Annotated in this window: 12 protein-coding genes; all 12 read right to left on the reverse strand. The window is 70.6% G+C overall.

Going from position 1 to position 19,966, the window contains the following annotated elements; genetic code table 11:
• Positions 1 to 2: 2 nt before the first annotated feature.
• Positions 3 to 1,625: a glycosyltransferase family 2 protein gene (locus AB0C82_RS16795; RefSeq protein WP_362841857.1), complete on the reverse strand. Its 1,623-nt coding sequence runs from the start codon at positions 1,623 to 1,625 to the stop codon at positions 3 to 5.
• Positions 1,622 to 3,088, reverse strand: coding sequence for a glycosyltransferase family 4 protein (locus AB0C82_RS16800; protein ID WP_362841860.1), 1,467 nt, complete (start codon positions 3,086 to 3,088; stop codon positions 1,622 to 1,624). Before AB0C82_RS16800 ends, AB0C82_RS16795 begins: the two co-directional genes overlap by 4 nt.
• A 100-nt stretch (positions 3,089 to 3,188) precedes the next feature.
• On the reverse strand, positions 3,189 to 4,208 hold the full coding sequence (locus AB0C82_RS16805) for a Gfo/Idh/MocA family oxidoreductase (protein WP_362841863.1): 1,020 nt from the start codon (positions 4,206 to 4,208) through the stop codon (positions 3,189 to 3,191).
• Positions 4,205 to 5,323, reverse strand: coding sequence for a DegT/DnrJ/EryC1/StrS family aminotransferase (locus AB0C82_RS16810; protein ID WP_362841866.1), 1,119 nt, complete (start codon positions 5,321 to 5,323; stop codon positions 4,205 to 4,207). The genes AB0C82_RS16805 and AB0C82_RS16810 overlap by 4 nt, the downstream gene beginning before the upstream one ends.
• A gap of 344 nt (positions 5,324 to 5,667) precedes the next feature.
• A complete protein-coding gene (locus AB0C82_RS16815) occupies positions 5,668 to 9,828 on the reverse strand; it encodes an Rne/Rng family ribonuclease (RefSeq protein ID WP_362841869.1) in 4,161 nt (1,386 codons plus the stop codon).
• Positions 9,829 to 10,059: 231 nt separating this feature from the next.
• On the reverse strand, positions 10,060 to 10,842 hold the full coding sequence (locus AB0C82_RS16820; protein WP_362841872.1) for a TIGR03936 family radical SAM-associated protein: 783 nt from the start codon (positions 10,840 to 10,842) through the stop codon (positions 10,060 to 10,062).
• 122 nt (positions 10,843 to 10,964) lie between these two features.
• A complete protein-coding gene (locus AB0C82_RS16825; protein ID WP_362841875.1) occupies positions 10,965 to 12,119 on the reverse strand; it encodes a hypothetical protein in 1,155 nt (384 codons plus the stop codon).
• A gap of 83 nt (positions 12,120 to 12,202) precedes the next feature.
• Complete coding sequence (locus AB0C82_RS16830; protein ID WP_362841878.1) at positions 12,203 to 14,128, reverse strand: TIGR03960 family B12-binding radical SAM protein; 1,926 nt, start codon at positions 14,126 to 14,128, stop codon at positions 12,203 to 12,205.
• Between the two features lie 51 nt (positions 14,129 to 14,179).
• Positions 14,180 to 15,772, reverse strand: coding sequence for a CYTH and CHAD domain-containing protein (locus AB0C82_RS16835; protein WP_362841881.1), 1,593 nt, complete (start codon positions 15,770 to 15,772; stop codon positions 14,180 to 14,182).
• A gap of 61 nt (positions 15,773 to 15,833) precedes the next feature.
• Complete coding sequence (gene rodA / locus AB0C82_RS16840; RefSeq protein ID WP_362841884.1) at positions 15,834 to 17,024, reverse strand: rod shape-determining protein RodA; 1,191 nt, start codon at positions 17,022 to 17,024, stop codon at positions 15,834 to 15,836.
• Positions 17,024 to 19,189 carry a penicillin-binding protein 2 gene (gene mrdA, locus AB0C82_RS16845; RefSeq protein ID WP_362841887.1) on the reverse strand — a complete coding sequence of 722 codons (2,166 nt, stop codon included), beginning with the start codon at positions 19,187 to 19,189 and terminating at the stop codon, positions 17,024 to 17,026. The genes rodA and mrdA overlap by 1 nt, the downstream gene beginning before the upstream one ends.
• 102 nt (positions 19,190 to 19,291) lie before the next feature.
• On the reverse strand, positions 19,292 to 19,960 hold the full coding sequence (mreD, locus tag AB0C82_RS16850; protein ID WP_362841890.1) for a rod shape-determining protein MreD: 669 nt from the start codon (positions 19,958 to 19,960) through the stop codon (positions 19,292 to 19,294).
• Positions 19,961 to 19,966: the final 6 nt, after the last annotated feature.

The following is a 19,966-nucleotide window of genomic DNA, read 5'->3' on the forward strand; positions in this document are numbered from 1 at the left end:
GGTTACTTCCTCTTCAGCCTGGACAGCACGCGGCGCAGCCGCGGGCCCTCGCCGGACTTGTTCTCCCAGAGGGGAGCCGTGGTGATCACGAGCCGGCCCTTGTTGTTCGGGCTTGCCGAGACACGGTGCGGGTTCGTCTGCCCCCACCGGCGTGCCAGCGGCATGGGCAGCCCGTCCGTCCGCACGGGAATCTCGTACGTCGAGCCTGCCACGTCGGCGTAGACGCGGACACCTCGCTTCGACTTGGCGGCCTGGACCGGGATCCGGCCACGCAGCAGGGTCGCCTGCCCGTCCGCGGTGACCTGGCGGGTGAACTCGCCCTCGACCGCGGGGAGTACGTGCGCCCGCGGCATTCGGCGTGCCCCTGGCTTGTCCGCACTCTTGGGCATCGCACCCGTCGCGAGGCGCACGGCGAGGGAGTCGGTGTCACCTGTGACACCGATCCGCACCGTCAGGTCCAGTCCCAGGTCGTCGCCGGTTTGGTCCCACTCCGCGCTGACCAGCTGCGTGCCCTTCGCCAGCCGTCCGGGCACGGCCTCGCCGACCAGCTCGTAGCAGCGGTCGGAGAGACCCAGCGCCTCATCACGGAAGCCCGGGTAGCGCGCAAAGGCCCGGCCGTCCTCCAGGTGGAACGGCGGCGCACCGTGCTCCGCCTCCTCCGTGATCGCCTGGATCAGTTCGTCGACAGCACCCGCCTGCGCCAGGCAGATCCTTACCCGTCGCTTGACGTCCAGGGCGTCCCGCAGGGCGTCACCGAGGTATTCGTCGGCGAGCGCCGCGATACCGGCACAGACTTCGCGGCGGACAGCCGGCTCCAGGGCCGGGAAGTCGCCCTGGACGAGCTTGGCGATCTCCCAGGTGAAGTGCCGCTTGAACAGGGCGTCCCGCTGCGGACCGGCCTCGATGAGGGACGCGACGTGCTTCATGATCGAGGTGGTGCAGCGGAGTCGGGCGAGGTGATTCGCCCGGTAGGTGATGTTGCTGGCGTCGCCGCGCTTCACCGCGTAGTAGAAGGTGTAGTCGGAGAGGACGGAGATCTTCCTCGCTCTGACACACGCCTCGATGGTGAAGGGCTGGTCGCTGCCGACCGGCAGGTCCTCCGGGAAGCGCAGGTGGTGCTTCTCGACCAGCTCGCGGCGGAAAAGCTTGGTGTTCGCCAGCGTGAAGGGCAGATTCGAGTCGTACAGGCTGATGTCGGGATCGTTCTTCGCGTACAGCTTCTGATGGACGTAACGGCCGTTGGTACCGACCATTTTGCCGATCACCACGTCCGAGCCGTGCTCGTCCGCGTAGGACACCATCCGCTCCAGGGCCTCTGCGCCCAGGTAGTCGTCAGAGCCTATGAAGTACACGAAGCGGCCCGTGGCCACGTCAAGAGCCCGGTTGCTGGGGGCCGCGGGCCCTCCCGAGTTGGCCTGGTGAATGACCTTGACCGTGCCCGGGTATTTCGCGGCGAACCGGTCCAGTTCGGCGCTGCTCTCGTCCGTCGAACCGTCGTCGACCGCGACGACCTCAAGACGATCCAGGCCGATGCTCTGCCCGACCAAGGAGTTCAGGCACTCCGTCAGGTAAGGCATCGTGTTGTAGACGGCGACGACAACGGTGACGTCAGGTCTGACGGTCATGCCACCACCTGCGGAACCGACGTGGTGGTCTTGCTGCGCGAGCCACCGAGCAGGCGGGTGTACACCCCGTCGAGCACCTCGGCCTGAGCCTCCCAGGTCCACACGTCGAGCAGGCCCGCGGAGTCGTAGACGTCGCGGTACTTCGCGGGGTCTGCCAGCACCGACTTGACGGCTCTGACGTAGTCCGAGACGTCCTCGGCCGTGAACACCTCGCCCTGCCCCGTGCGGGCGGTCATTTCGCCCATCGTCTTGACGTCACTGACGACGAGCGGCAGCCGGGCGTGCGAGTACTCGAAGAACTTCGTGATCAGGGCGATCTCGTGGTTCGGCCAGTGGTGGATCGGGATGACTCCCACGTCCGCCGAGGCCAGGAACGGGACGACCTGGTAATGCGGGACGTACGGCAGGATGTGCAACCGGTCAGCGACGCCCAGGTCCGCCGCACGCGTCATCAGCCTGTTCATGTACTCGGACGTGGTACGCAGCACCACGAACGCGACGTGCAGGTCAGGCAGCTGGGGCAGCGACTCGACCATGACGTCGAGGCCACGCTGCGGGGCCGCGGCACCGCTGTACACGGCGAGCGGTACGTCGGGGCCGATGCCGCACAGTTCACGCAGGTCCGGTACGGGCTCGGACGCCTGCTCGGGCGAGATCTCCGCGTCGGGCGCGTTCAGCACCACTTCGGGCCTGGTCTTGAGACCGTGCCGCTCGGCCAGCATGTCAGCGAGCGTCTCGGAGACCGTCGTGACGGCATCGGGGTACCGGGAGAACTCCCGCTCATAGCCACACTGCGCGATGTGCCATCGGGGATGGGAGTTCCACGGCTTGATGCCCGGCAGGAACTCATGGGCGTCCCAGACCAGCTTGACGGGACGGCCCTTGGCCTCCGACCGCAGTTTGGCGCGGGCGCCCACGCCGAGCATGCGGAAGTCGTTGGCGTGGATCAGGTCGGGCTTGAGGGAGTCGATGACCTTGCCGTAGGCCAGCTCCATGTCCCACAGCGCCGGGTCGAGCCGACGCCAGGACCTGTCGCCCATCGTGCGCAGCCAGAAGGCCGTGGTGAAGCGGTCCAGCGGGGACTTCATGTCCTTGCGGCGCTGCTCCAGGGCCTCCGTCCGCTTCACACGCAGCTTCACCCACTTGTTCATCGACTTGGCGAGGACCCGCGGAGGCAGCAGCTTCAGCTTGCGGAGCGCCGAGCCCTCGCGGCCTGCCTGGATGAGCTGGATGTTCAGCTCGGCCCGCCACGCCTTCATCCGCTGCTTGCGGTAGGCGGCGAGCGGTCCCGGCCGGTACGCGAGCGGTGAGCGCAGCACGGCCCGCCGGTACTCGTGCCGCCTGCGGTGCAGAGGAGTCGGCACGTGCAGAAGCCGCACTTCGGCGTCACCGAGCTGCCAGCTCTGTTCCTTCTTCGTCGGCGACTTCCCCAGCAGGACCACGTCCCAGCCGGCCGCGGCCATGGAACGTGCTTCCTTCTGCACGCGGGAATCGCCATTCACGCCATTGTCGACGAGCATGACAATCTTGCCTCGGGAGCCGCTCTGCAGCTCCACCAAACTCTCAACCGCCATGGTTAGCGGGCTCTCCTGTCTCAATGACCAGCGTCCGGCCGCTCCTGGCCGACTCCAGCACCAAAGCTGCCACCTCGACCGTACGGAGCCCCTGCCGCAGGGTGCAGATGTCGGCCGGCTCTCCCAGCACAGCGTCCCGGAAGAGCTCGTGCTCGACGAGCAGCGGCTCGCGCTTCGGGATCGCGTAACGAATCATGTCGCCCTCGGAGACACCGCGGAACGCGCGGAGCGCCTCCCACTCGGTGGTCACCGCGGCGTTGGAGTGGAACGTCAGGTCGGCCGTGAGGGTGTCGGCGATGTAGCAGCCGCGCTCGCCGGTGACCGAGGTGAAGCGCTCCTTGAGCGGGCTCAGCCAGTTGACCAGGTGGTTCACCATCGTGCCCCCGGAGAGCTTGCCCACGGCGGAGACCATGTCCTCGTGCGGGCGGCCCGACTTCGACACGGTGTGCGCGGCGATCGAGGTGTACGTCTGGCCGGTCACCCAGCCCGTGAGGTCGATGTCGTGCGTGGCCAGGTCCTTCACCACGCCGACGTCGGCGATGCGGTGCGGGAAGGGGCCCTGGCGGCGGGTGACGACCTGGTAGACGTCGCCGAGCTCACCGGCCTCCAGGCGGGCGCGCAGGGAGAGCAGGGCCGGGTTGCAGCGCTCGATGTGGCCGACACCGGCCACCAGGCCGCGCGACTCGAACGCGTCCACGAGGCGGCGGGCGCCCTCGACGGTGTCCGCGAGCGGCTTCTCGATCAGGGCGCAGACACCGGCGTCGGCCAGCTGCAGCCCGACTTCCTCGTGCAGTCCGGTGGGACACGCCACGACGGCGTAGTCGATTCCGAGGGCGATGAGCTCCTCGACGGTGGACAGGACGGGAGCACCCTGAGCCCAGCCGTTCTTGTCCCCCATCGGGTCGACGACGCCGACCAGGGTCACGCCGTCGAGCCCGGCGAGCACACGGGCGTGGTGGCGCCCCATGGAGCCGAGACCGATCAGGCCGGCCTTGAGTGCGGCGGTCACAGCTTCGCTCCCAGGGTGTTCACGGCGTCGGCGATGCGCTCCAGGTCACGCTCGGAGAGCGAGGGGTGGACGGGCAGCGAGACGACCTCCGCCGCGGCGCGCTCGGTCTCCGGCAGGTCCCAGGTGCGGCCCGCCTTCTGGTCCGGCTCCCAGTAGGGCCGCAGCCGGTGGATCGGCGTCGGGTAGTAGACGGCGTTGCCGACGCCCGCCTCGGTGAGCGCGGCCATCGCGGCGTCGCGGTCGCCCTGGATCCGGATCGTGTACTGGTGGTAGATGTGGCGCGCGCCCTCGGCGACCGGCGGGGTGGTCACGGCCGGGGTGGTGATGTGCGCGTCGAGGTAGGCGGCGTTGGCGCGGCGCTGCTCGGTCCAGCCGTGGAGCTTCGCCAGCTGTACGCGGCCGACGGCCGCGGACACGTCCGTCATACGCATGTTGGCGCCGACGATCTCGTTGGCGTACCGCTGCTCCATGCCCTGGTTGCGCAGGAGGCGCAGCGTGCGGGCGAGCTCGGCGTCGGCCGTCGTGACCATGCCGCCCTCGAGGGAGTGCATGTTCTTCGTCGGGTAGAAGCTGAACGTTCCGCCGGCTCCGAAGGCACCCACGGGCGTCCCGTCGAGAGCGGCGGCGTGCGCCTGGCAGGCGTCCTCGACGACGGCCAGCTTGTGCTTCTCCGCAATGGGCATGAGCTTGTCCATCGCCGCCGGGTGACCGTAGAGGTGCACCGGCATGATCGCGGCGGTACGCGGCTTGATCGCGGCCTCGACGGCTGCCGGGTCCAGGCCGAAGCTGCCGGGCTCGATGTCGGCGAAGACGACGTCGGCGCCGACGAGGCGGACGGCGTTGGCGGACGCGGCGAAGGAGAACGAGGGGACGATCACCTCGTCGCCCGGGCCGATGCCCAGGGCGAGGAGCAGAAGGTGCAGCGCGGAGGTGCCGGAGTTGACGGCGACGCAGTGACGGCCGTCGACCACCTCCGAGAAGCCCTCCTCGAACGCCGCCACCTCCGGCCCCTGTACGACGCGTCCGCTGCGCAGCACGCGTACGGCGGCCTCGATCTCTTCTTCACCGATGACCGGGCGGGCAGCAGGAATCGGCTGCTCGTTGATGCTCGTCATGGACGTCCTCCTTGAACACCGCAAGAGCTCTTTACTGGCAGAGATCTGGGGTGCGGGACGTCTTACGAGGCCGCGCTTAACCCCACCGGCGGAATGCCGACGCCCTGCCGAGGAATCCGGGGCCGGCCTGTCCTTCGCCGGGCACCCGGTCACCGTGTGTAGTTTCCATGAAGAGGATTCTCACAGCACAGCAACCGCCGTCACATTATCAGGGATTTCTGGTGCCATTTCTGGCCCGTTAACCGGCCGGCGCATCGGTTCGGAAACAAAGCACGTGCCCCGCCCCAGGAGTCCTGTGGCGGGGCACGTGTTGTCGCACGACCGGTGAGGCGTGCGCAGTTGACCTACTCGGAGTCGACCGAGGAGACCGGGGCCGAAGCCGTCACGGAGGGCGACGACTGCTCGGCGGCCACCGTCTTCTTCGAGGCGGCCTTCTTCGTCGTCGTCTTCTTCGCGGCGGTCTTCTTGGCGACCGTCTTCTTGGCTGCCGCCTTCTTGGCCGGAGCCTTCTTGGCGGCGGCCTTGCGGGCCGTCTTCTTGGCCGGCGCCTCCGCTTCCGTCTCCGTCTCCGGGGCGTCGGACACGGCTTCGGCAGCGGATGCGGGCTCGGCCGTCACCACGACGACCTCCGCCTGCTCGGCGCCCGCGGGCGAGCCCGCGGGGGCGGTCGCCTTACGGGTGGCACGACGCCGCGCACGCGGCGCCGCGACCGGAGCGGGAGCCTCTGCCTCCGGCGCCTCGACGACCGGTGCCTCGGCGACCGGGACCGAGACGACGGGCGACCCGACGACGGGGTCCTCCTCGGCGACCGGCTCCACCGTCTCGGCCGGCTTCGGCGAACCCGCGGGCGCGGTCGCCTTGCGGGTCGCACGGCGACGCGTACGGCCCTGGACCGGCGCCTCGGCCTCGGCGGCCGGAGCGGCGACCGGGGTCTCGACGACGGGCTCGGGCTCCACGACGGGCTCGGGCTCGACGGCCGGAGCGGGCTCCGCCACCGGCTCGGGTGCCGTCACCCGCTCGGCCGTACCCCTCGGGGCACCGGCCGGAGCCGACACCTTGCGGGTCGCACGACGGCGGCCACGCCGCCCGGCAGCCGCCTCGGCCTCGGCCGGGCTGCTGTAGAGCTCCTCGTCGGGGACGAACTCCGGCTCGGGCAGCGCCACCGGGGCGGCGACCTCCGCCGCCACCTCGGCCTCGCTCTCGGTCTCGTGCTCGTCGGCCTGCTCGTGGTCGTGCTCGTGCACCTGGTCCACGCCGCCACGGCGCTTCTTGGCGCGCTTGCCGCCACCGCCGCCGACCGAGGTCGGCTGCTCCATGTGGACGATGACCCCGCGCCCGTTGCAGTGGACACAGGTCTCGGAGAAGGACTCCAGCAGACCCTGGCCGACCCGCTTGCGGGTCATCTGGACAAGGCCCAGCGACGTGACCTCGGCGACCTGGTGCTTCGTACGGTCGCGGCCCAGGCACTCCAGCAGACGCCGCAGCACGAGGTCCCGGTTGGACTCCAGCACCATGTCGATGAAGTCGACGACGACGATGCCACCGAGGTCGCGCAGCCGCAGCTGACGCACGATCTCCTCGGCCGCCTCCAGGTTGTTCTTGGTGACGGTCTCCTCGAGGTTTCCGCCCTGCCCGGTGAACTTCCCGGTGTTGACGTCGACGACGACCATCGCCTCGGTCTTGTCGATCACCAGCGAACCGCCGCTCGGCAGGTAGACCTTGCGGTCCAGCGCCTTCATCAGCTGCTCGTCGATCCGGTACGTCGCGAAGACGTCCACCTCGGAGGTCCAGCGCGACAGCCGGTCCGTCAGGTCCGGTGCCACCTGCGAGACATAGCCGTGGATCGTGTCCCACGCCTCGTCACCGCTGACGATGACCTTCGAGAAGTCCTCGTTGAAGATGTCGCGGACCACGCGGACCGTCATGTCCGGCTCGCCGTAGAGCAGCGTCGGCGCGTTGGAGCTGCCGCTGTTCTTCGACTTCCGCTGGATGTCCTCCCACTGCTCCTGCAGCCGCTCGACGTCACGGCGCAGCTCGTCCTCGCTCGCGCCCTCGGCCGCGGTGCGCACGATGACGCCCGCGTCCTCGGGAACGATCTTCTTGAGGATGGTCTTCAGCCGGGAGCGCTCGGTGTCGGGCAGCTTGCGGCTGATTCCGGTCATCGAGCCCTCGGGCACGTAGACCAGGTAGCGGCCGGGCAGCGAGACCTGGCTGGTCAGGCGGGCGCCCTTGTGGCCGATCGGGTCCTTCGTCACCTGGACGAGGACCGACTGGCCGGACTTCAGAGCGGTCTCGATGCGGCGCGGCCCGTGGGCCATGCCGAGCGCCTCGAAGTTCACCTCACCGGCGTACAGGACGGCGTTGCGTCCCTTGCCGATGTCGACGAACGCGGCCTCCATGGACGGCAGTACGTTCTGCACCTTGCCCAGGTAGACGTTGCCGACATAGCTGGTGGCCTGCTCCTTGTTGACGTAGTGCTCGACGAGCACGTTGTCCTCGAGAACGCCGATCTGGGTGCGCTCGCCGCTCTGACGGACGACCATCACCCGCTCGACGGCCTCGCGGCGCGCCAGGAACTCCGCCTCGGTGATGATCGGCACCCGGCGGCGGCCCTGCTCGCGGCCTTCGCGGCGGCGCTGCTTCTTGGCCTCCATACGGGTCGAGCCCTTGATGGACTGGACCTCGTCGAAGCCGGTGCCGGGCTCGCGCTCGGCTGCTTCCTTCGCACGCCGTTCACGCGGCTCGCGAACCTTGACGACCGTACGCTCCGGGTCGTCCGTGCCGTTGTCGGCCTCGGCGGCGGACTCACCGCTGCGACGGCGACGGCGACGGCGACGACGGCTGCTGCTGGAGCCGGACGCCGAGTCGTTGTCCTCGTCGTCATCCTCGTGGTCGTCGTGCGCCTGGGTGCGCTCGGCCTCGTCCTCGGTACGGTCCGCGGGGGCCTCGTCGCCGTGCTCGGCGTCGTCCAGGTCGTTGCTCTCACCGCGACGGCGGCGACGGCCACCACGACGGCGACGGCGCGAAGGACGGTCCCCGTACTCGTCCGTCTCCTCGCCCTCGTGCTCGGCGTCCGTCTCGGCCTCGGGCTCCTGCTCGTCCTCCACGGTCTCCTCGACCGGAAGGCCGATGGGACCGGTGGTGGCGGCCGGCTCGGCCTCGGCGGCCTCCCCACGGCGGCGGCGACGGCGGCGCGAACCGCCCTGCGGCGCGGCCTCGGGCTCCGGCTGCGGCTCCACCGCCTCGGCTGCGGGCTCGGCCGCGGGGGCCTGCTCGGCCTCCTCGACCTCGTCCTGCTCCGAAGCGGGAACGGCTGCGGCAGCGGCGGCTGCGGCGGTCTCCGGGGTCTGGAACATCGGCTCGGCGAAGACGGGGGCCTGGAAGACGGCCACGGCCGGGCGCGTCGCGCGCCGGCTCTTGCGAGCGGGCTCCTCGACCTTGCCGGTGAACTCCGGCCGGCCGGCCGCAGCGGTGGCCCGGCGGCGCTGGCGGCCGCGCGGGGCGGCCTCCTCGATCTGCTCGGGCTCGGCGGCGAGCTCCTCGGCCACGGCCTCGGGAGGCGTCTCGCCGGTCTCGACGACGTCCTCCTCGACCGCGGGGGTCCCGGCGGGCTGGGGGGCGGCCGCCGGAGCGGTCGCCTTGCGGACGGCACGGCGGCGGGTACGCGCCGGGGGCGCGGCCTCGGCCGGAGCCGCCTCGGCGGCCTCGGCCGTACCGGTGGCCTCCGCGGCCGGCTCCACGACCACCTCGGGCTCGGCGGGCGCCTCGGCCTGCGGTGCGCCGGCCGGGGCCGACGCACGGCGCCGGGTGCGGCCACGCGGGGCCTCGACGACCGGTGCGGCCGCCGGCTCCTCGGCGGGAGCGGCGGCGACTACGGGCTCCTCCACGACGGCGGCGGTCTCGGCGGACTGCGGGGCGCCCGCCGGAGCGGTCGCCTTGCGCACGGCACGACGACGGCCGCGCGGGGCCGCGGGGGCCTCGGTTGCCTCTGTTGCTTCGGTGACGTCCCCTGCGGGCTCGGCGGCCGGCTCGGCCACGGGCTCGGTCACGGATTCGGCGGCGGTCTGAGGCGCACCGGCCGGGGCCGTGGCCTTACGGACCGCACGGCGGCGCGCACGCGGCGGGGCGGCGGACGCCTCGGCCTCGGCGGGCTCGGCTGCCTCGGCCGTCACAGGGGCCTCGGCCTCTACGGCCGCGGTAGCCGCAGGAGTCTCTGCAGGCTGGGGGGTCGCGTCAGGCGCACCCGCCGGAGCGGTCGCCTTGCGGACCGCACGGCGACGGGCACGCGGGGGTGCGGCGTCGGCCGTGCCGGTGGTCTCGGGCTGCGCGGCGTCATCGGCCGGTATGGCCGGCGCGACGTCATCGGCGGCCGCTCCCGGCGCGCCAGTCGGCGGGCCCGCGGGACGTGAGGCGGCGCGGCGCCTGCGGCGCGGCGGCAGCTTGTCCCCGGGGCTGTTGCTGTCTTCGGTGTTCCCGTTGGTTCCGGGTTCGGTCGGCTCAAGCATTGCGGGCGGTTCTCCCGTCACGCTCCCGGGCGCCGCGCCTGATTCCGGTCCGGCACGGTTCGCGTGTTGTGCGCGATACCGCCGTCCGGGGCGCGGGCGCCGCACGGGAGCTGATGTCTGGCTCGCCGGTTCCGTACGCGGTATGCGGACGGCCTGGCGAAAGTCTTCTGGTCAGTTCGCGGCCCGACCCAGGTGGTTCCCGGGTCGCAGGGCCGCGCTACAACGACCGCCTTACGCGGAACCTGCACCTTCCGGCGCCGTCGCGACGGCGGCCGGGGCGACCGCTGACGTAGCGGTCGGGGCTGCCTCGCGGTCGGGCGCGAGCGGGTCGGTCACCGTGCCGGACTCCTCGTCGAAGAGCCCCTGCGCCAGCCTGGTCACCGCTGCGGGGACCGGCGGCGCGAGGTCGGCCACAACGCGGAGACCGGACAGGACGTCGTCGGGTCGCACGGCAGGTGTCACGTGCCGAACAACCAGCCGCAGTATCGCACAGGGCTTGTCCCCGGGCCTATCAGCCGGTGGATCAAGAGCCTGCAGGTCGGCGACGGCCGCGCGGGCGTCGAAGGTACGCATCCCGTTCTTCGCACGGCGCTGGACCTCTACGGCCTCGGCCGCCATGAAGGCGGAAACGGCCTTCGCCGTGTCCTCGACACTCACGCCGTCGAGGCGCATCTCCCATACGGAGGCGGTCAGCCGGTCGGCGAGACCGGAGGTACGGGCCTCCACCGCGTCGGTGACGTCCAGGCCGTCGGGAAGCGACTCGTTGAGCAGTTCCCGCAGGGTGTCCGGGTCACGCGCCTCGGTGAGCGCGATCTCCAGGAACTCGGCCTCGCTGCCCGTGCCGGTGGGTGCGGCATTGGCGTACGAGACCTTCGGGTGGGGGGTGAAGCCCGCCGAGTAGGCCATGGGCACCTCGGAGCGGCGCAGCGCCCGCTCGAAGGCACGCTGGAAGTCTCGGTGGCTGGTGAACCGGAGGCGGCCCCGCTTGGTGTAGCGCAGTCGGATGCGCTGCACCGCCGGTGCGGGCGGCGGGCCTTCGGGCTGTCGCTTGCCCAGTGGTTCTTCTCCTCGGTGCGGGGCGGACGCGGTGGCGTACCGCCCACGAAGTATGGGGGCCCCGGGGTGTCCGCTCCGGCTCACCCCCGCTTGACGGCTTCAGCCGTCAGCGGGGAGATCTCGGGTGCGGGCGCCGCGCTGGGGTCAGTCGTTGCATGGTGCTCACTACCCAGCCTACGCGCAGCGGACCCATCGAGTTCCCGGGGCTCGGCGGCCCGTCGCTCTCCCACCAGCGCTCTCCACGCGTCACGGCGGGCCTGTCGCACGGTTTCGCGTGCCGCGGCCAGCGTCCCCCGCGCCGCGCGTCCGGCCTCCAGGGCCATCCGCCGGGCGGGTGCCAGGAACCGGTCCCGTACGAAATGACCGACCGGAGTACACACCGTGCGATAGGCCCAGGTCACCGGCGCGCCGACGAGATTCCAGGCCAGCCAGGCCAGCGCACGGCCGATGGCGCGCGAGATGAACCCGGCGATCCGCCAGGCCATGGCGAGCGCGGCGAGGAGTTCGCGGCCGACCGGGGCGAGGATTCGCCGGTACACCCAGACGACGGGGACGACGAGCAGGACGGTGAGCAGCCACACGATGCCGTGGCCGAGCGGTGTGAGCAGCTGCCGGTAGGCCCGGACAAGTGGCAGGGCGACCAGGTTCCGCGCCGTCCACGCGAGCGCGTGGCCGAGCGGGGTGAGGACGTACGTCCACACGCCCACCACCGGCCACACGAACAGCGCCGTCAGCACCCACTTCAGCGCGAGGACGACCGCCCGTCCCCCGGGCGCGAGCAGCGTGCGGCCGATCCATCCGAGGCCGTGGCCCACCGGAGTGAGGATCGCCGCGTAGAACCAGCCGAGCGGGACGAGGATGCCGTACCGGACCACGGGGACGACGACGTAACGCCACAGTCCGATCCACGGCCATACGAGGACGGCGGTCGCGAGCCACAGCAGGGTGTGGCCCAGCGGGGTGAGGACGGCGCGGTACAGCCACCCGGCCGGAACGGCGACGAGTACGTGAAAGAGCCGGCCCAGTCCCCTGCCGAGCGGGCGCAGCAGCACACGGTCCACTCCCCGGCCGCCTGCGACGAGGACGTCCCACACCATGCGTACGGGCAGGACGAGCACCAGCACCACGATCCGTACCGGGATCCTGATCAGGGTGGTCAGGCAGCCGTCGCCGGGTTCGTACCGCGCGGGCGCCTGGTGCTTTCCGTACGGGGTGGGCTGCGCTTCCTGGTCCATGCCGGGGATGACGCGAAGGCCCGGTCCGTGGTTTACGGAACCGGGCCTTCGTCACCGAGTTGTCACTCGGACGCGGTGTGCGACTACTTCACGACCGTGAGCGGCAGCAGCTTCTTGCCGGTCGGGCCGATCTGGATGCTCGTGTCCATCTGGGGGCACACGCCGCAGTCGAAGCACGGCGTCCAGCGGCAGTCCTCGACCTCGGTCTCGTCGAGCGAGTCCTGCCAGTCCTCCCAGAGCCAGTCCTTGTCGAGACCGGAGTCCAGGTGGTCCCAGGGCAGGACCTCCTCGTACGTCCGCTCACGGGTGGTGTACCAGTCGACGTCCACGCCGAAGGCGGGCAGCGTCTTCTCGGCGCTCCTCATCCACAGGTCGTAGCTGAAGTGCTCGCGCCAGCCGTCGAACCGGCCGCCGGCCTCGTAGACCGCGCGGATCACGGAGCCGATGCGGCGGTCGCCGCGGGAGAGCAGGCCCTCGACGATGCCCGGCTTGCCGTCGTGGTAGCGGAAGCCGATCGAGCGGCCGTACTTCTTGTCGTCGCGGATCCTGTCCCGGAGCTTCTTCAGCCGGGCGTCGGTCTCCTCGGCGCTGAGCTGCGGGGCCCACTGGAACGGGGTGTGCGGCTTGGGGACGAAGCCGCCGATGGAGACGGTGCAGCGGATGTCGTTCTGCCCGGACACCTCGCGGCCCTTGGCGATCACCTTGACCGCCATGTCGGCGATCTGGAGGACGTCCTCGTCGGTCTCGGTGGGCAGGCCGCACATGAAGTACAGCTTCACCTGGCGCCAGCCGTTGCCGTACGCGGTGGAGACCGTACGGATCAGGTCCTCCTCCGAGACCATCTTGTTGATGACCTTGCGCAGCCGCTCGGAGCCGCCCTCGGGGGCGAACGTGAGGCCGGAGCGGCGCCCGTTGCGGGTCAGCTCGTTGGCCAGGTCCACGTTGAAGGCGTCCACGCGGGTCGAGGGCAGCGAGAGACCGATCTTGTCCTCGGTGTACCGGTCGGCGAGGCCCTTGGCGATCTCGCCGATCTCGGAGTGGTCGGCGGAGGACAGCGAGAGCAGGCCGACCTCCTCGAAGCCGGTCGCCTTGAGGCCCTTCTCGACCATTTCGCCGATGCCGGTGATGCTTCGCTCCCGCACGGGGCGCGTGATCATGCCGGCCTGGCAGAAACGGCAGCCGCGGGTGCAGCCGCGGAAGATCTCGACGGACATCCGCTCGTGGACGGTCTCGGCGAGGGGGACGAGGGGCTGCTTCGGGTACGGCCATTCGTCGAGGTCCATGACGGTGTGCTTGGACACCCGCCACGGCACGCCCGACTTGTTGGGTACGACACGGCCGATGCGGCCGTCGGGGAGGTATTCGACGTCGTAGAAGCGCGGGACGTAGACGCCACCGGTCTTCGCGAGGCGGAACAGCACCTCCTCGCGTCCGCCGGGGCGTCCCTCGGCCTTCCAGGCGCGGACGATCTCGGTGATCTCCAGGACCGCCTGCTCGCCGTCGCCGATGACCGCGCAGTCGATGAACTCCGCGATCGGCTCGGGGTTGAAGGCGGCGTGGCCGCCCGCGAGCACGATCGGGTCGTCGACGGTGCGGTCCTTGGACTCCAGCGGGATGCCCGCGAGGTCCAGGGCGGTGAGCATGTTGGTGTAGCCGAGCTCGGTGGAGAAGCTCAGCCCGAAGACGTCGAACGCGCCGACGGGCCGGTGGCTGTCCACGGTGAACTGCGGCACCTTGTGCTCACGCATGAGCGCTTCGAGGTCCGGCCAGACGCTGTACGTGCGCTCGGCGAGGACGCCCTGGCGCTCGTTCAGTACCTCGTACAGGATCATGACGCCCTGGTTGGGCAGCCCGACCTCGTACGCGTCCGGGTACATCAGGGCCCAGCGGACGTCGCATTCGTCCCACGGCTTGACGGTGGAGTTGAGCTCACCGCCGACGTACTGGATGGGCTTCTGCACATGCGGGAGCAGAGCTTCGAGCTGTGGGAAGACCGACTCGGCAGACATCTGGGGACCTTCGTGAGCTGGCAGGGGTGACCATCCAGCGTACCCCGGTGCTCAGCTCTTCAACGCCGAGCGCACTCCTGGCTCGGCGGCCCGGGCCCAGATGTCCGGCAGTTCCCGCTCCCTGTCCGTCGCGGCCGCCTGCTCCTGTCCGTACAGCAGTCCCCAGGTGAAGGCGGTCTCCCCCGCGGCGTGGGACTGGATCGCCAGGTCCCGCAGGGCGTCACGGGCGAGCACGCTGTCCTGGTGGTCACCGAGGACCTTCTGCACGGCCTTCATCCGTTTGGTGAACCTCTTGGCGGGTTTGCCGAGCGCGGGCCGCGCCGCCTCACCCGCGTACCGCGCGCGCTTCGCCGCCTTGCGCGCCTCGTGCATGGCCACGTCCCGGTTCTCGCCGGGCAGCTGTGCCAGCGCGTGGCCGACGCGGGTGGCGAGGCGTTCGTATTCCTTGAGCACGGCACGGGGCAGCGCGTCCCCGGGCTCACGGGCGGCGGCGGGGAGCAGGGGCGGATCGGCGAGCAGTGCGTCGAGGGAGTTCAGGAGGGCCAGGTACCGCTCCCCGTCGAGTACGGCCACGATGCGGTGCCTGGAGCTGGTGCGCCGTGCCACCGACCAGAGGCGCAGGCGGCTGCGCACGGGGCCCAGGAGCAGGGTGCGGGGAAGGTCCGCGACGCGGGCGTGGAGGCGTTCGGCCAGGACTTCGTGGTCGCGGTCGACCCCGAGTTCGGAGGCCAGCCACTTCAGCTCGTCGCCGACGGGGTCGGTGACGGTGCGGTCGAGGATCTTGCGGTACGTCTTGAAGGCGCTGCGCAGCCGGCGCGTGGCCACGCGCATCTGGTGCACGGAGTCGGGCAGGTCGCGGCGCACTGCGGGGTCGTAGGCGATCACGGCCTCGGCCTGGGCGCGGACGTAGGCGAGGACGTGGTCGCCCGCGGTCGGGGACGGTTGTGTCCTCTCCCGCTTCGTCCGCTTCTTCTCCGGCTTCGCCCGCTCACCTTCCGGCTTCGCCCGCTTCTTCTCCGGTGTGCGGCGCCTCTGCGCGGGGTCCGTGTCCGTGAGGGCCCTGGCCAGCTTGGAGGCGGACGCGGAGGGCCGCACGCCGGCCTTGCGCAGCCGCTTCTCGACGGCGTCGAGGAAGGCGGGGTCGCCGTCGTCCGCGAGCTCCACCTCGATCTCCGTCCACGCGGCGGTGGTCCCGCGGCCGTGCTCGGTGAGCCGTTCGGCGAGGACCTCGTCGACGCTCAGCTCGGCCAGGAAGGCGCCGTCCTCGTCGAGGAGGTGGTGGACGTCCCGGGCGGAAAGCAGGCGCACCACGGGGAGCACGTCGGCGCCCCGGACCCTGGAACGGAGCAGTCCGGCGAGGCTGTGCGGCAGGGCGTCGGCGAGCGGGGCCCGGATCTCGTCGCGGACGCCTGGGGCGACCGGGAGTTTGAGGTGCCACCCCTCGTCGGCTCCGCCGGTCCTGCGCCGCAGGGTGAGGGAGTCCGCCGCGAGCCGGAGGTCCGCGGTGTCGTAGTAGACGGCGTCGAGTTCGGTGACGCCGTGGTGGGTGACGGCCGAGACCCCGGCCACCCCGGTGAGGTCGGGCAGCCGGGTTTCGGCAGTGGCTTCGTACTTCCGCTCGATCTCGCGCTTCGTGTCCGCCATATACCGAATCTAGACGTCTTGCGCCCGGACTGGCAGGGGGCGGCGGCGGCCCGTCCGTGGATCAGGCGGTTATCGGCCGCTGGACCCGGATCGACTGGAGCAGTCCGACCGCCACCCAGACGGCGAACATCGACGACCCTCCGTAGGAGACGAACGGCAGCGGGAGTCCGGCGACCGGCATGATGCCGAGCGTCATGCCGATGTTCTCGAAGGACTGGAAGGCGAACCAGGCGATGATCCCGGCGGCGACGATCGTGCCGTACAGCTCGGTCGTCTCGCGGGCGATCCGGCAGGCGCGCCACAGGACGACGCCGAGCAGGACGATGATGAGCCCGGCACCGAGGAAGCCCAGTTCCTCACCCGCGACGGTGAAGACGAAGTCCGTCTGCTGCTCGGGGACGAACTGGCCGGTGGTCTGGGAGCCCTTGAAGAGCCCGGTGCCGGAGAGGCCGCCGGAACCGATCGCGATGCGGGCCTGGTTGGTGTTGTAGCCGACGCCGGCCGGGTCGAGCGCCGGATTGGCGAAGGCCGCGAACCGGGCGATCTGGTAGTCGTCCAGGAGCCCGAGCTGCCAGATCGAGACGGCTCCCGCGGTGCCCGCGCCCAGCAGTCCGAAGACCCAGCGGTTGGACGCGCCGGAGGCGAGGAGCACGCCGAGGACGATGACGGCCATGACCATGACGGAGCCGAGGTCGGGCATCAGCATGACGACCGCTATCGGGATGACCGCCAGGCCGAGGGACTTGGCGACGGTCCGGTGGTCGGGATACAGCTGGTCGCCCGCGTCGACGCGGGCGGCGAGCAGCATCGCCATGCCGAGGATGATCGTGATCTTGGTGAACTCGGAGGGCTGGAGGGAGAAGCCGCCGCCGATGATGATCCAGGCGTGGGCGCCGTTGACGGTGGCGCCGAGCGGGGTGAGTACCGCCAGGACCAGGACCACCGAGAGGCCGTACAGGACCGGTACCGCGCCGCGCAGGGTGCGGTGGCCGAGCCAGATCGTGCCGATCATCAGGGCGATGCCGATGCCGGTGTTGAGGGCGTGCCGGAAGAGGAAGTAGTACGGATCGCCCTTGGTGAGCGAGTCGCGGTTGCGGGTCGCCGACCAGACCAGCAGCGCTCCCATGAGGGAGAGCGCGACGGCCGAGCCGAGCAGCGGCCAGTCGAGCCGTCGTACGAGGGAGTCGCGGGCGGTGAGCCTGGCCCAGGAGGACTGCTCGGGGGCGTACCGGGAGACGGAGAAGCCGGCCATCAGTCGCGCCTTCCCGGTGCTCCGGCGAGTGCCTGCTGCCCCTCTTCGACGGGCTTCAGCGGGACGTAGGGCTTGATCTTCGGTGCGTCGATCGATCCGTCGGGCTGGATCTTGGGCAGGTTCTTCTGCGGCTTGAGCAGGAGGGCCTTCTTCGGGTCCTGCTTGCCCGCGGCGTCGAGTCCGTAGAGCGCGTTGTAGATGTTGCGCACGGCGGGCCCGGACGCGCCGGAACCCGTACCGCCCTGGGAGATCGTCATGACGATCGAGTAGTCCTCGGTGTACGTGGCGAACCAGGAGGTCGTCTGCTTGCCGTAGACCTCGGCCGTGCCCGTCTTGGCGTGCATCGGGATCTTGTCCTGGGGCCAGCCGCCGAACCGCCAGGCGGCGCTGCCCCGGGTCGCGACACCCGCGAGGGCTTCGTCTATTTTGTCGCGCGTCTCTCCCGTGAAGGGGAGCCTGCCGTGCGACTTCGGTGCGATCTCGCGGACGGTCCTGCCGTCACCGCTGACGATGGCCTTGCCGACGGTCGGGTTGTAGAGCGTGCCGCCGTTGGAGATGGCCGCGTAGATGGTCGCCATCTGGATCGGGGTGACGAGGGTGTCGCCCTGCCCGATCGAGTAGTTGACGGAGTCACCGGCGCGCATCTTGTCGCCTTCGAGGCAGTTCTCGTACGCGATCATCTCGACGTACGTGCCGTTCTTCTTGCCCTGCTTGCACCAGCCTTCCTTGTTCAGCCGGAAGAAGTTCTCCTTCCACTGGCGGTCGGGGACGCGGCCGGTGACCTCGTTGGGGAGGTCGATGCCGGTCTCCTTGCCCAGACCGAACTGATGGGCCGTCCTGTAGAACCAGTCGTTGGCCTTCTTCTTCGGCTGGGTGCCGCCGTCCCGCTGCCACTCCTTGTGCGCGAGTCCGTAGTAGACGGTGTCGCAGGAGACCTCCAGTGCGCGGCCGAGGCTGATGCTGCCGTAGCCCTGGGACTCGAAGTTCTTGAAGACCTGTCCGCCGATGGAGTACGAGCTGGGGCAGGGGTAGTTGCCGTCGAAGGGGTAGCCGGCGTTGACCGCGGCGGTCGAGGAGACGACCTTGAAGATGGATCCGGGGGCGGCCTGCCCCTGGATGGCCCGGTTCAGCAGCGGGAAGTTGGACTTCTTGCCGGTGAGCTTCGCGTAGTCCTTGCCGGAGATGCCGCCGACCCAGGCGTTGGGGTCGTAGGTGGGCAGGGAGGCCATCGAGACGATGCGGCCGGTCTTGGACTCCATCACGACGACGGCACCCGAGTCGGCCTTGTAGAGCTCGTTGGTGTTGCGGTCCATCTCCTTGCGGGCCGTTTCCATCGCCTTGTTCAGCTCGTACTCGGCGACGGCCTGGACCCGCGCGTCGATGGAGGTGACGACGCTCGCACCGGGCTCGGCCTTGTCGTTCTCGGCCTGCCCGATGACCCGGCCGAGGTTGTCGACCTCGTAGCGGGTGACGCCGGCCTTGCCTCGCAGTTCCTTGTCGTACGTGCGCTCCAGGCCGGAGCGGCCGACCTGGTCGGAGCGGAGGTACGGGGAGTCGCTGTCCTGGGCCTTGGTGAGCTCTTCGTCGGTGACCGGCGAGAGGTAGCCGAGGACCTGGGCGGTGTTGGCCTTGCCGGGTGCGGCGTAGCGGCGTACGGCGGTGGGTTCGGCGGTGATGCCGGGGAAGTCCTCGGCGCGCTCACGGATCTGGAGGGCCTGCTGCGTGGTGGCCTCGTCCGTCACCGGGATGGGCTGGTAGGGCGAGCCGTTCCAGCAGGGCTGCGGCGTCTTGGAGTCGCAGAGGCGGACCTTGTCGAGGACGTCCTTGGGCTTCATGTCCAGGACTTCGGCCAGCCGGGTGAGGACGCCTTCGCCGTCGTCCTTCATCTTCATCAGTTCGGTGCGGCTGGCGGAGACGACGAGCCGGGTCTCGTTGTCGGCGAGGGGCACGCCGCGCGCGTCGAGGATGGCGCCGCGGACGGCGGGCTGGACGACCTGCTGTACGTGGTTGTTCTTCGCCTCGTCGGTGTACTCCTGGCCGTTGCGGATCTGGAGGTACCAGAGACGGCCGCCGAGTGTCAGCAGCAGGGAGAAGACGAGGACCTGGATGACGATGAGGCGGATCTGGACCCGCTGGGTCCGTCCGGTCTCGGGAATGTTGCTCACGCGGCGCCCCCGGTGGTGGTCCGGCCGGGGGTTCGGGGGTTGCCCCCCGGGAAGCGTGGACTCATGCGGCGCCCCCGGTGGTGGTCAGGTACTGGTCCGGCCTCACAGTCGTTTGACCCCCTTGATCCTGCCGGCGCGTGCGGCGCGGTTGCGGGCGGCCTTGACGCGCAGTCCGCCGCGCTGGCTGCCGATACGAAGTCCTGTGCCCGAGGAGAGCCAGCCCGCGGCGACGTCGCCGCCGCCGCCCGAACTCTCGGCGAGCGGGTCGTTGTCGGCGCGTCTGGCGATCGCCATGATGAGCGGCACCGTGAACGGCGCGAGGAGCAGGTCGTAGACCGCGGCGGTGAACAGCAGACTGCCCAGGCCCACATGGCGGGCGGCCGTGTCTCCGACGAGGGCGCCGACGCCCGCGTACAGCAGGGTCGATCCGATGGCCGCGGCGACGACGACGGCCATGGGGACGAACGCCGACTTGAGCTGCTGCCCGTTCTCCGGCTTGGCCAGGCCCACGAGGTAGCCGATGAGGCAGAGCACCAGGGCGTAGCGCCCCGCCGCGTGGTCGGCGGGGGGTGCCAGGTCGGCGAGGAGGCCCGCGCCGAAGCCGATGAGGGCGCCGCTGACGTGCCCGTAGACGAGGGCCAGTGCGACGACGACGAGCAGCAGCAGGTCGGGGACGGCTCCGGGAAGCTGGAGCCGGGCGAGTACGGACACCTGGACGACGAGGGCGACCACGACCAGGGAGACGGAGAGCAGAGTCCGGTTGAGGCGCATGGGGAT

Source organism: Streptomyces sp. NPDC048560, from assembly GCF_040650955.1.
Classification (GTDB): domain Bacteria; phylum Actinomycetota; class Actinomycetes; order Streptomycetales; family Streptomycetaceae; genus Streptomyces.

What these genes read in the sequence shown, in the direction of transcription:
- AB0C82_RS16830 (WP_362841878.1), bottom strand. Translation starts at nt 14,128, where the DNA reads ATGTCTGCCGAGTCGGTCTTCCCACAGCTCGAAGCTCTGCTCCCGCAT.
- AB0C82_RS16810 (WP_362841866.1), bottom strand. Translation starts at nt 5,323, where the DNA reads ATGACGAGCATCAACGAGCAGCCGATTCCTGCTGCCCGCCCGGTCATC.
- rodA (WP_362841884.1), bottom strand. Translation starts at nt 17,024, where the DNA reads ATGGCCGGCTTCTCCGTCTCCCGGTACGCCCCCGAGCAGTCCTCCTGG.
- AB0C82_RS16815 (WP_362841869.1), bottom strand. Translation starts at nt 9,828, where the DNA reads ATGCTTGAGCCGACCGAACCCGGAACCAACGGGAACACCGAAGACAGC.
- AB0C82_RS16795 (WP_362841857.1), bottom strand. Translation starts at nt 1,625, where the DNA reads ATGACCGTCAGACCTGACGTCACCGTTGTCGTCGCCGTCTACAACACG.
- AB0C82_RS16835 (WP_362841881.1), bottom strand. Translation starts at nt 15,772, where the DNA reads ATGGCGGACACGAAGCGCGAGATCGAGCGGAAGTACGAAGCCACTGCC.
- AB0C82_RS16800 (WP_362841860.1), bottom strand. Translation starts at nt 3,088, where the DNA reads ATGGCCGCGGCCGGCTGGGACGTGGTCCTGCTGGGGAAGTCGCCGACG.
- AB0C82_RS16825 (WP_362841875.1), bottom strand. Translation starts at nt 12,119, where the DNA reads ATGGACCAGGAAGCGCAGCCCACCCCGTACGGAAAGCACCAGGCGCCC.
- mreD (WP_362841890.1), bottom strand. Translation starts at nt 19,960, where the DNA reads ATGCGCCTCAACCGGACTCTGCTCTCCGTCTCCCTGGTCGTGGTCGCC.